Source organism: Thioalkalivibrio denitrificans, from assembly GCF_002000365.1.
Classification (GTDB): domain Bacteria; phylum Pseudomonadota; class Gammaproteobacteria; order Ectothiorhodospirales; family Ectothiorhodospiraceae; genus Thioalkalivibrio_A; species Thioalkalivibrio_A denitrificans.
The window spans coordinates 24,080-35,771 of record NZ_MVBK01000008.1; the positions used below are offsets into that span (position 1 = coordinate 24,080).

Annotated in this window: 8 protein-coding genes and 1 riboswitch; of the genes, 3 read left to right on the forward strand and 5 right to left on the reverse strand. The window is 64.7% G+C overall.

All coding sequences use genetic code 11. The features are described 5' to 3' along the window. Nucleotides 1–150: 150 nt before the first annotated feature. The 5 genes from fba to tkt form a co-directional block, all read right to left on the reverse strand. The gene (gene fba / locus B1C78_RS01585) at nt 151–1,215 is read right to left on the reverse strand and encodes a class II fructose-bisphosphate aldolase (RefSeq protein WP_077277388.1); all 1,065 of its coding nucleotides are present in this window, start codon (nt 1,213–1,215) and stop codon (nt 151–153) included. Nucleotides 1,216–1,324: 109 nt separating this feature from the next. After that, the gene (gene pyk / locus B1C78_RS01590) at nt 1,325–2,767 is read right to left on the reverse strand and encodes a pyruvate kinase (protein ID WP_077277389.1); all 1,443 of its coding nucleotides are present in this window, start codon (nt 2,765–2,767) and stop codon (nt 1,325–1,327) included. A gap of 83 nt (nt 2,768–2,850) precedes the next feature. Further along, the gene (locus B1C78_RS01595) at nt 2,851–4,029 is read right to left on the reverse strand and encodes a phosphoglycerate kinase (RefSeq protein WP_077277390.1); all 1,179 of its coding nucleotides are present in this window, start codon (nt 4,027–4,029) and stop codon (nt 2,851–2,853) included. A 134-nt stretch (nt 4,030–4,163) separates the two neighbouring features. Beyond that, on the reverse strand, nt 4,164–5,165 hold the full coding sequence (gene gap, locus B1C78_RS01600) for a type I glyceraldehyde-3-phosphate dehydrogenase (RefSeq protein WP_077277391.1): 1,002 nt from the start codon (nt 5,163–5,165) through the stop codon (nt 4,164–4,166). A 77-nt stretch (nt 5,166–5,242) separates the two neighbouring features. Next, nucleotides 5,243–7,240, reverse strand: coding sequence for a transketolase (gene tkt / locus B1C78_RS01605; protein WP_077277392.1), 1,998 nt, complete (start codon nt 7,238–7,240; stop codon nt 5,243–5,245). A gap of 519 nt (nt 7,241–7,759) precedes the next feature. On the opposite strand from tkt, the gene metK reads away from it, so the two are divergent. The 3 genes from metK (at nt 7,760) to metF (ending at nt 11,652) form a co-directional block, all read left to right on the forward strand. After that, nucleotides 7,760–8,935, forward strand: a complete 1,176-nt coding sequence (gene metK / locus B1C78_RS01610; RefSeq protein ID WP_077277393.1) for a methionine adenosyltransferase — start codon at nt 7,760–7,762, stop codon at nt 8,933–8,935. Between the two features lie 230 nt (nt 8,936–9,165). Then, a riboswitch (S-adenosyl-L-homocysteine riboswitch) is annotated at nt 9,166–9,248 on the forward strand. Between the two features lie 19 nt (nt 9,249–9,267). Then, entirely contained in the window at nt 9,268–10,683 is a 1,416-nt protein-coding gene (gene ahcY, locus B1C78_RS01615) for an adenosylhomocysteinase (RefSeq protein WP_077277442.1), read from the forward strand. Between the two features lie 108 nt (nt 10,684–10,791). After that, nucleotides 10,792–11,652 (forward strand): methylenetetrahydrofolate reductase [NAD(P)H], encoded by an 861-nt coding sequence (gene metF / locus B1C78_RS01620; protein ID WP_077277394.1) that lies wholly within the window; start codon nt 10,792–10,794, stop codon nt 11,650–11,652. Nucleotides 11,653–11,692: the final 40 nt, after the last annotated feature.

Consider the following 11,692-nt stretch of genomic DNA (forward strand, 5'->3'; position numbering starts at 1 on the left):
GTCAGTTGTCAGTTGTCAGTACAGGAGTTTGGACCTGGCAGGGGGGGTGTCAAGGGGGTTTCAACAACTGACGACTGACAACTGACAAACCACAAAAAAGGCACAGGAGCGAACCCCTGTGCCTTAGGTCTGCAGCCGTGGCCGCGGGTCTCAGTTGACCTTCGGATCCAGCTCGCCGCTCTTGTAGCGGGCGGTCATTTCCTCGAGGGACATCGGCTTGATCTTGGAGGCCATGCCGGCGCAGCCGAAGGCTTCATAGCGGGCCTTGCAGATGTCCTTCATGGCCGCGGTGGAGGCCTTGAGGAACTTGCGCGGGTCGAACTCCTTGGGATGCTCCGCCAGGAACTTGCGGATGGCGCCGGTGGAGGCCATGCGCAGGTCGGTGTCGATGTTGACCTTGCGCACGCCGTGCTTGATGCCTTCCTGGATCTCCTCGACCGGCACGCCGTAGGTCTGACCCATGTCGCCGCCGTGGCTGTTGATGATCTCCAGCCAGTCCTGCGGCACCGAGGAGGAGCCGTGCATCACCAGGTGCGTGTTGGGGATGCGGGCGTGGATCTCCTTGATGCGCTGGATGGCCAGGATGTCGCCGGTGGGCGGACGGGTGAACTTGTAGGCGCCGTGGGAGGTGCCGATGGCAATGGCCAGTGCGTCCACTGCGGTCTTCTTCACGAAGTCGGCGGCCTCGTCAGGGTCGGTGAGCAGCTGGGAGTGGTCCAGCACGCCCTCGGCACCCGATCCGTCCTCTTCGCCGGCCATGCCTGTCTCCAGGCTGCCCAGGCAACCCAGCTCCCCTTCCACGGACACGCCCAGCGCGTGTGCCATTTCGGAGACCTTGGCAGTCACGTCCACGTTGTAGTCATAGGTGGACGGGGTCTTCATATCGGGCATCAGGGAGCCGTCCATCATCACGGAGGTGAAGCCGGACTGGATGGAGCGGAAGCACACCGCCGGCTCGGCACCATGGTCCTGGTGCAGCACGATGGGGATGTGCGGATACTGCTCCACGGCGGCGATGATCAGGTGGCGCAGGAAGGGCTCGCCCGCATACTTGCGGGCCCCGGCCGAGGCCTGGATGATCACCGGCGCATCCACTTCGTCGGCGGCCTGCATGACCGCGTGCACCTGTTCCATGTTGTTGGCGTTGTACGCCGGCATGCCGTAGCCGTGCTCAGCGGCATGATCCAGCAGTTGTCTCAGTGATATCAGGGCCATACAGACCTCCTATTGTGTTGCGTTTTACGCCTTGCGATTGTGTCCGTTTCAAATTCCGGCTGTCGATTATAGACGCTGAGTCCACGGAGCGGACAGCGGGGAACCCTCCTCAGGCTCCGTCTTCCAGCAGGTCACCCACCCGTACGATCTTCAGGGCATTGGTGCCGCCCATGACACCGGCCAGGTCGCCCTTGGTGATGATGACCAGATCGCCATCCCTGACGATGCCTTCCCTGATCAACAGATCCACCACCTGCCGGTTGGTCTGGGCATGACTCGTCTGCACCGCCTCGAAGGCCACGGGATAAACGCCCCGGTAGAGGGTGAGTCTTCTACGCGTGTGCTCGTGACGGGTCAATCCGTAGATGGGAATGCCCGAGCTGATGCGCGACATCCACAGCGCCGTGGAGCCTGATTCGGTCAGGGCCGCGATAGCACGCACGTCGAGGTGGTTGGCAGTGTACATGGTGGCCATGGCGATGGCCTCATCCACGCGCTCGAAGCGGGTGTCCATGCGATGGTGAGAGACGCGCGCGCTGCGCTGACGCTCTGCCGCCTCGCAGATGCGACCCATGGCGGCCACCACCTTCACCGGGTAACGTCCCGTGGCGGTCTCGCCCGAGAGCATCACGGCGTCGGTGCCGTCCAGCACGGCATTGGCCACGTCGAAGACCTCGGCGCGGGTCGGGATCTGGTTCTGGATCATGGACTCCATCATCTGGGTCGCTGTGATCACCACCCGGTTCAGGGTGCGGGCGCGGTTGATCAGCGTCTTCTGCACACCGGGCAATTCGGCATCGCCGATCTCCACGCCCAGATCGCCCCGGGCGATCATGATGGCGTCGGAGGCCATGATGATCTCCTCGATGGCCTCCAGCGCTTCGGTGCGCTCCACCTTGGCGCACACCGCCGCGTGTCCACCGGCCTCTCGCAGCAGTTCACGGGCCAGGTGCACATCGTCCGCCGAACGGGGAAACGAGACGGCCAGGTAATCCACGGCCAGTTCCGCGGCCAGGCGGATGTCGTCACGGTCCTTCTCGGTGATCGCCGGCGCGGAGAGACCACCGCCCAGACGGTTGATGCCCTTGTTGTTGGACAGGGCGCCGCCCACGCTGACGCGGGTGTGAATCGCCGGACCTTCCACCCGCTCCACCGACAGCACCACGCGCCCGTCGTCCAGCAGCAGGGTGTCGCCGGCATGGACGTCGTCGGGGAGTTCCTTGTAGGTGAGCCCGACACGCTCCCGGTCACCGGCGTCCTCGTCCAGGGCCGCGTCCAGCACGAACGCATCACCCTCGCCGAGCTCCACCTCCCCCTCTGCAAACCGGGCAATGCGGATCTTGGGCCCCTGCAGGTCGCCCAGCACGCCGATCACGCGGCCAGCGCTCTCGGACACTGCCCGCAACGCCTCGACGCGCCGGCGATGGTCCTCGGGCCGCCCGTGGGAGAAGTTGATGCGCGCCACGTCCATGCCGGCCCGCACCAGGTTCTCCAGCACGCCCGGTCCATCGGTCGCCGGGCCCAGGGTGGCTACGATCTTTGTTCTTCGCATGCAGTTGTTTCCATGTCCCGGGACAGGCCGGGCTAGTGTCGGGGCACGACACCAGGGCCCGGACGGATCCGTGTGACCGGACCTCAGCCCTTGGCGCGTTCTTCCAGCATGGCCACCGCCGGCAGCTTCTTGCCTTCCAGGAATTCAAGGAACGCGCCGCCGCCTGTGGAGATATAGGAGATGCGCTCCGCCAGACCGTACTTGTCGATGGCGGCCAGGGTGTCGCCGCCGCCGGCGATGGAGAATGCATCGCTCTCGGCAATGGCCTCGCCCAGCGCCTTCGTACCGGCCGCGAACTGGTCGAACTCGAACACGCCCACGGGACCGTTCCAGACGATGGTGCCCGCCTGCCTGAGCAGGGACGCGTAGGAGGCCGCGGTATCGGGGCCCACGTCGAAGATCATGTCGTCGTCGGACACGTTGGCCACCGCCTTGGTGTCGGCCGGTGTGGATTCGGAAAACTCCTTGCCCGTCACCACGTCGGTGGGCACGGGGATATCGCCGCCCTTTTCCTTGGCGGCCGCCATCAGGCGCTTGGCCTCGTCCACCAGGTCAGCCTCGTAGAGGGACTTGCCCACGGGGTGACCCTGGGCTGCGATGAACGTGTTGGCAATGCCGCCGCCCACGATGAGCTGATCCACCACCTTGGAGAGCGATTCCAGCACGGTGAGCTTGGTGGAAACCTTGGAGCCGCCGACGATGGCCACCAGCGGACGTCTGGGGTTGTCCAGGGCCTTGCCCAGGGCCTCCAGCTCGGCGGCTAGCAGCGGGCCTGCGCAGGCGGTGGGGGCATACTGGCCGGCCCCGTGGGTCGATGCCTGGGCCCGGTGAGCGGTGCCGAAGGCGTCCATCACGTACACATCGCAGAGCGCCGCGTACTTGCGCGACAGGGCCTCGTCGTTCTTCTTTTCGCCCTTGTTGAAACGCACGTTCTCGAGCATGACCACCTCGCCCTCGGCCACATCCACGCCGTCGAGATAATCACGCACCAGGCGCACGTCACTGCCCAGCAGACCGGCGAGATGATCGGCCACGGGCTTGAGGGAATTCTCTTCGCTGAACACGCCCTCCTCGGGGCGGCCCAGGTGGGACATGAGCATCACCTTCGCGCCCGCCTTCATGGCGTGCTCGATGGTGGGGAGACTGGCCCGGATGCGGGCATCGGAGGTGACCTTGCCGTCCTTGACGGGGACGTTGAGGTCTTCACGGATGAGCACGCGCTTGCCGGCCAGGTCCAGGTCGGTCATCTTGATGACGGACATGACTTCACTCCTGTACAGAGACTTTTGAGGTTGCGAAAGACGTTTGGCAAGCCCCCGCGGGCTTGACGAACATCTCTCCAGAATCCGGAAGGTCGGGGTCCCGCTCAGGTGCGGGACCCCGGTTCCCTAACGACTTACTTGCCGATGTGCTCCACGACGCGGAGCATGTTGCAGGTGTAGCCGTACTCGTTGTCGTACCAGGCCACCACCTTCACGAAGGTGGGATCCAGCGCGATACCGGCCTCGGCATCGAAGATGGACGGCATGTTCTGACCACGGAAGTCGGTGGAGACCACCTTCTCGTCGGTATAGGCCAGCACGCCCTTCAGGGGGCCGCTTTCCGAAGCGGCCTTCATGGCCTTGCAGATGTCCTCGTAGGAGGCTTCCTTGTTCAGCTCCACGGTCAGGTCCACCACGGACACGTCGGAGGTGGGCACGCGGAAGGCCATGCCGGTGAGCTTGCCGTTGAGATCGGGCAGCACCTTGCCCACGGCCTTGGCGGCGCCGGTGGAGGACGGGATGATGTTCTCCAGGATGCCGCGCCCGCCGCGCCAGTCCTTCGCAGAGGGGCCGTCCACGGTCTTCTGGGTCGCGGTGGCGGCGTGCACGGTGCTCATCAGGCCGCGCTTGATGCCGAAGTTGTCATGCAGCACCTTGGCCACCGGTGCCAGGGCGTTGGTGGTGCAGGAGGCGGCGGAGATGATGGCCTGCCCCTTGTAGGAGTCGTGGTTCACGCCGTACACGAACATGGGGGTGGCGTCCTTGGAGGGGGCGGACATCACCACCTTCTTGGCGCCGGCCTCGATGTGCTTGCTGGCCACGTCTTCACTGAGGAAGAAACCGGTGGACTCGATCACCACCTCGGCGCCGGCCTCGTTCCACTTGAGATTGGCGGGATCGCGCTCGGCGGTCAGGCGGATCTTCTTGCCCTTCACCACCAGGTTGCTGCCCTCGACGGCGATCTCTCCGTCAAAGCGGCCGTGCACGGAGTCGTACTTGAGCATGTAGGCCAGGTAATCGGGATCCAGAAGGTCGTTGATGGCAACCACCTCGATCTCCGGGAATTCCTTGCTGATGGCGCGAAAGGCCATGCGCCCGATGCGGCCGAAACCGTTGATACCGACTTTAATCGTCATGTCTCACTCTCCCTACTCTTCGCAGTAGTGTGTAAAAAAATCCGGGGCGGCCTTCCGCGGCCGTCCCCGCGATGGGATCAGGCCAGTACTTCTTCCACGGCCCTGGCCACGTTGTCCGCGGTGAACCCGAATTCCTTCATGAGGGCATCGCCGGGGGCCGACTCGCCGAAGCGGTCGATGCCCACCACGCGCCCGTCCAGACCCACGTACTTGAGCCAGAAGCCGGTGACCCCCGCCTCCACGGCAACGCGGGCACGCACGGTCGGCGGCAGAACCGCCTCGCGGTAGGCGTCGTCCTGGGCGTCGAAGACGTCGGTGCTGGGCATGGACACCACGCGCACCTTGCGGCCCTTGTCGGACAGCGACTCGGCGGCCTGCATGGCGATGGCCACCTCGGAGCCGGTGGCGATGATGATCGCGTCCGGCGTGCCGTCGGTGTCGCGCAGGATGTAGCCGCCGCGGGCTATGCTGGCCACCTGCTCGGCGCTGCGCTCCTGGTGGGGCAGGCCCTGGCGCGAGAGGATCAGCGAGGTGGGACCGGCGGTACGCTCGATACCGGCCTTCCAGGCCACGGCCGTCTCCACGGCGTCGCAGGGACGCCACAGGGACATGTTGGGAATGATGCGCAGGCTGCTCACCTGCTCGATGGGCTGGTGCGTGGGGCCGTCCTCGCCCAGACCGATGGAGTCGTGGGTGAGCACGTAGATCACGCGCTGCTTGGTCAGCGCCGACATGCGGATGCCATTGCGGGCGTAGTCGGTGAAGATCAGGAAGGTGCCGCCGTAGGGAATGAAGCCGCCATGCAGGGCGACGCCGTTCATGATGGCGGCCATGCCGAACTCACGCACGCCGTAGAAGAGGTAGTTGCCGTCGGCGTCCTCCCGGCTGATGCCCTTGGAGCCCTTCCAGAGCGTCAGGTTGGAGCCGGCCAGGTCCGCGGAGCCGCCCAGCAGTTCCGGCAGTGCGGGCGCATAACCGCCGATGGCGTTCTGCGAGGCCTTGCGGGAGGCCACCTTCTCGGCCTTCTCCACGGTCTGCTTGATGTAGGCGGCAGCCTTCTCCTGCCAGTCGGCGGGCAGCTGGCCGTCCATGCGGCGCCTGAACTCGGCCGCCAGTTCCGGATGGGCCTTCTGGTACTCGGCGAAGCGCTTGTTCCAGGCGTCCTCCGCCTTGGCCCCCTTGTCCCGGGCGTTCCACCCCGCGTAGATGTCGTCGGGGATCACGAAGGGATCGTGCTTCCAGCCGATGGTCTCCCGAACCAGCTTGATCTCGTCGTCGCCCAGCGGCGCACCGTGGCACTCTTCCTTGCCCTGCTTGTTGGGCGCGCCCCAGCCGATGACGGTCTTGCAGCAGATGATGGTGGGCCTGTCCGCGACGGAGCGGGCTTCCTCGATGGCCTTCTTCACCGCGTCGGCGTCGTGGCCGTCCACGCCCGCCACCACGTGCCAGCCGTAGGCCTCGAAACGCTTCGGGGTGTCGTCGGTGAACCAGCCCTCCACCTCACCGTCGATGGAGATGCCGTTGTCGTCATAAAACGCAATCAGCTTGCCGAGCCCCAGGGTGCCGGCCAGCGAGCAGGCCTCGTGGGAGATGCCTTCCATCAGGCAGCCGTCGCCGAGGAACACATACGTATAGTGATCGACCACGTCGTGGCCGTCGCGGTTGAACTGGGCGGCGAGCGCCTTCTCTGCGATGGCCATGCCCACGGCATTGGTGACGCCCTGGCCCAGGGGGCCGGTGGTGGTCTCCACCCCCGGTGTGTAGCCGAATTCCGGATGGCCCGGGGTCTTGGAATGGAGCTGGCGGAAGTTCTTGAGCTCCTCCATGGGCAGGTCGTAGCCCGTAAGATGCAGCAGCGAGTACACCAGCATGGAGCCGTGGCCGTTGGACATGACGAAGCGATCGCGATCGGCCCACTTGGGGTTGGCCGGGTTGTGCTTCATGTAGTCGTTCCAAAGCACCTCGGCAATGTCGGCCATGCCCATGGGCGCCCCGGGGTGACCGGAGTTCGCCTTCTGGACCGCGTCCATACTCAGCGCGCGAATGGCGTTGGCAAGTTCTCTACGGGAAGACATAAGGTTCTCCTGAATTGATTTCCTTTAGAAATCGAATAATCCCTGCCTGGGAAACAGGCCGCCCGGATTGTCGTTCTTCTGGCTGCCGGTACGTATCCGGCCGGGCGCCCGTTGTTACGGGCCTCACAGGGGTCCGCGATTCAATTCCGGCTTCCGGGGAACGGTCTCGCCAAAGCCATGCGCCACCGAAGTGAGGGCGCCTACCGGACCCACAGGAAGGCTAAGAGCGGAGCATTTTCCCCGAGTGCATCTGGCGGGGCAAGACTGCATGCACCGACCCCGGACCCGGCGCAGACGACCCGGACACCGGCCGTTTCCGGCCTTTTCATCACCAATACAATGGTTTATAAGGCGCAATACTCCCGGCAAGGCGCCTCGGAACGGGGTCCCCACCCCTCCCTTTTGGGAGGGGGTCGATTGGTGGGTATACGGGAAATCCGCTACAATTCCCGCTCTTTCGTTGCCGGACGGCTGCCCGCACCCGGCAGCCCCCGCAACCCCGAAAACCATGGAAGCTGTATGAAAAACAGCCACTTGTTCACATCCGAGTCCGTCTCCGAGGGCCATCCAGACAAGATGGCCGACCAGATCTCCGACGCGATTGTCGACGCCGTGATCGCCGAGGATCCCCACGGCCGGGTGGCCTGCGAGACCCTGGTGAAGACCGGCATGGTGGTGCTGGCGGGGGAGATCACCACCCACGCCACTCTCGACTACGAGGCCCTGGTGCGCAAGGTGGTCGTGGACATCGGATACGACAACTGCGACACGGGGTTCGACGGACACAGCTGTGCCGTGCTCAACGCCATCGGCAAGCAGTCCCCCGACATCGCGCAGGGCGTCGACCGCGACGCCGAGAATAGGGAGAGCCAGGGCGCCGGCGACCAGGGGCTGATGTTCGGCTACGCCAGCAACGAGACCGAATCGCTGATGCCCGCACCCATCTTCTATGCCCACAAGCTGGTGCGCCGACAGGCCGAAGTGCGCAAGCACGGCGAGCTGTCCTGGCTGCGCCCCGACGCCAAGAGCCAGGTGACGTTCCGCTACGAGGACGGCGAGCCCGTGGGCATCGATGCCGTGGTGCTCTCCACCCAGCACGACCCGGAGATCTCCCAGGCCGACCTGCGCGACGCGGTGATGGACATGATCATCAAGCCGGTGCTGCCCGGCGACTGGCTGGCCGCCTGCCCGGACGAGAACATTCATATCAACCCGACGGGCAAGTTCGTCATCGGCGGTCCGGTGGGCGACTGCGGCCTCACGGGGCGCAAGATCATCGTGGACACCTACGGCGGCATGGCCCGCCACGGCGGCGGGGCCTTCTCCGGCAAGGATCCCTCCAAGGTGGACCGCTCGGCGGCCTACGCCGGGCGCTACGTGGCCAAGAATGTGGTGGCGGCCGGGCTTGCCGACCGCTGCGAGATCCAGGTCTCCTACGCCATCGGCGTGGCGCGGCCCACGTCCATCAGCATCGACACTTTCGGCACCGGCAAGATCTCCGACCGGCGCATCGTCGAGCTGATCCGGGAGCACTTCGACCTGCGCCCCTGGGGCATCATCACCATGCTGGACCTGCTGCGCCCGCGCTACCAGCCCACGGCCGCCTACGGCCACTTCGGCCGCGAGGACCTGGACCTCCCCTGGGAACGCACCGACAAGGCCGCCGACCTGGCCTCGGCGGCGGGGCTGGATTGAGATTGGAGTTGGACGCGGAGGTCGCAGAGACGCAGAGGACGCGGAGATTCCTGATATAAGATTCTTGCTTTCTCCGCGTTCTCTGCGTCTCTGCGACCTCCGCGTTGATTTGCAGAACCGAACCGGAAGCCCGGCAGGACCCGGCAACGGCACCTGCCAGAAATGCCGGCGGACCGGACCAATGGTCAGGGTTCGCCACCAACGCGGACAGTGAGGTTCGCGGGTTGTGACGTGCCGAGGAGCGCTGCAGCGGGGTGGGACCCCGTCAGGCTCGGTACGGAGCATCAAACTGCAGTAACGGCGCTCATCCATCAACCATGGAGATTGACACCATGAATGCTGTGATGAACCCGAGCAAGGGCGACTACATCGTCGCCGACATCGATCAGGCCGACTTCGGCCGCAAGGAAATTGCCATCGCCGAGACGGAAATGCCCGGCCTGATGGCCACCCGCGAGGAGTTTGCCAAGGACAAGCCCCTCAAGGGCGCGCGTATTGCCGGCAGCCTGCACATGACCATCCAGACCGCGGTGCTGATCCAGACGCTGGAGGCGTTGGGTGCCGAGGTGCGCTGGGCCTCCTGCAACATCTTCTCCACCCAGGACCACGCGGCGGCCGCCATCGCCGCCAACGGAACGCCGGTGTTCGCCTACAAGGGCGAGACCCTGGACGAGTACTGGGATTACGCCCATCGCATCTTCGAGTGGCACGACGGCGGCACCCCCAACATGATCCTCGACGATGGCGGCGACGCCACGCTGCTGGTCATGCTGGGCGCCAAGGCCGAAAAGGACCCCTCCGTGCTGGACAACCCCGGCAATGAAGAGGAGCAGGCCCTGTTTGCCTCGATCAGGAAGCGTCTGGAGACCTCGCCCGACTGGTATTCCAACATCAAGAAGAATCTCAAGGGTGTCACCGAGGAGACCACGACCGGTGTGCATCGTCTCTACCAGATGCAGAAGGAAGGCACCCTGCCCTTCCCGGCCATCAACGTGAACGACTCGGTCACCAAGTCCAAGTTCGACAACCTCTACGGCTGCCGCGAGTCCCTCGTGGACGCCATCAAGCGCGCCACCGACGTGATGGTGGCCGGCAAGGTCGCCGTGGTGTGCGGCTATGGCGACGTGGGCAAAGGCAGCGCGCAGTCGCTGCGCGGCCTCGGCGCCAGCGTGTGGATCACCGAGATCGACCCCATCTGCGCCCTGCAGGCCGCCATGGAGGGATATCGTGTGGTGACCATGGAAGAGGCCGCCGACAAGGCTGACATCTTCGTCACGGCCACGGGCAACAAGGACGTTATCACCTACGATCACATGGCCCGCATGAAGGACCAGGCCATCGTGTGCAACATCGGGCACTTCGACTCCGAAATCGACGTGGCCAGCCTCGGCAAGCTGACCTGGGAGAACATCAAGCCCCAGGTGGACCACGTGATCTTCCCCGACGGCAAGCGCATCATCATGCTGGCCAAGGGACGCCTGGTGAACCTGGGCTGCGGCACGGGCCATCCCAGCTTCGTGATGTCCAACTCCTTCACCAACCAGGTGATGGCGCAGATCGAGCTGTTCTGCCACGGCGACCGTTACAAGAACGAGGTTTACGTGCTGCCCAAGCACCTGGACGAGAAGGTGGCCGCCCTGCACCTGAAGAAGCTGGGCGCCCAGCTGACCCGTCTGACCGAGGAGCAGGCGAAGTACCTCGGCCTGCCGGCGGAAGGCCCGTTCAAGCCGGAACACTACCGGTATTAGAGGCAGGTACAAGGTACAAGGGGCAAGGTACAAGGGGGCTACTCCCTGTACCTTGCCCCTTGGTTTTTTCCTTTCCCTTTTTACCTTTGCCCTTGTACCTTCGACATCATGAAATCACAAAGAGCACACGAGAAAGTTTTCAGCTTTGAGTTCTTCCCCCCCAAATCGGACGAAGGGGCGGAGAAACTGCGCAAGGCCCGCGAGGCACTTGCGACACTCAAGCCCAAGTTCTTCTCCGTCACCTACGGGGCCGGCGGGTCAACACAGACGCGCACCCTGGACACGGTGCTGGAGATTCAGCGCGACGCCCGCTTCGAGGCGGCGCCGCACCTGTCGTGCATCGGCTCCACGCGCGAACACGTTCGCGAGATCCTGGAGCTGTACCGCCGGAACGATATCCGCCACATCGTCGCCCTGCGCGGCGACATGCCCTCGGGTATGCGCGGTGACCCCGGCGAATTGCGCTATGCCAACGAACTGGTGGCCTTCATCCGCGAGGAGACCGGGGATCACTTCTTCATCGAGGTGGCCGCCTACCCCGAGATGCACCCGCAGGCGCCCAGTTACCAGAAGGACCTGGAGAACTTCAAACGCAAGGTGGAAGCCGGTGCGGACTCGGCCATCACCCAGTACTTCTATAACGCCGAGGCCTATTACCACTTCGTGGACTGCTGCGAGAAAATGGATGTGACTCTGCCCATCGTCCCGGGCATCATGCCCATCACCAATTACACCCAGCTGGCGCGCTTTTCCGATGCCTGCGGGGCGGACATCCCCCGATGGATCCGCAAGCGCCTTGAAGGCTACGGCGAGGACATGGCCTCCATTCGCGCCTTCGGCGAGGAGGTGGTGACGCGGCTGTGCGAACAGCTGCTCGATGCCGGCGCACCCGGCCTGCACTTCTACACCATGAACCAGTCCAAGGCGACCCTGGCCATCTGGAACAATCTGGGGCTGAAGGCGGGCTAACTGTGTTACCCCAACAGGTCGTTCACAGGTAAAGCGTGGG

What these genes read in the sequence shown, in the direction of transcription:
- fba (WP_077277388.1), bottom strand. Translation starts at nt 1,215, where the DNA reads ATGGCCCTGATATCACTGAGACAACTGCTGGATCATGCCGCTGAGCAC.
- pyk (WP_077277389.1), bottom strand. Translation starts at nt 2,767, where the DNA reads ATGCGAAGAACAAAGATCGTAGCCACCCTGGGCCCGGCGACCGATGGA.
- B1C78_RS01595 (WP_077277390.1), bottom strand. Translation starts at nt 4,029, where the DNA reads ATGTCCGTCATCAAGATGACCGACCTGGACCTGGCCGGCAAGCGCGTG.
- gap (WP_077277391.1), bottom strand. Translation starts at nt 5,165, where the DNA reads ATGACGATTAAAGTCGGTATCAACGGTTTCGGCCGCATCGGGCGCATG.
- tkt (WP_077277392.1), bottom strand. Translation starts at nt 7,240, where the DNA reads ATGTCTTCCCGTAGAGAACTTGCCAACGCCATTCGCGCGCTGAGTATG.
- metK (WP_077277393.1), top strand. Translation starts at nt 7,760, where the DNA reads ATGAAAAACAGCCACTTGTTCACATCCGAGTCCGTCTCCGAGGGCCAT.
- ahcY (WP_077277442.1), top strand. Translation starts at nt 9,268, where the DNA reads ATGAATGCTGTGATGAACCCGAGCAAGGGCGACTACATCGTCGCCGAC.
- metF (WP_077277394.1), top strand. Translation starts at nt 10,792, where the DNA reads ATGAAATCACAAAGAGCACACGAGAAAGTTTTCAGCTTTGAGTTCTTC.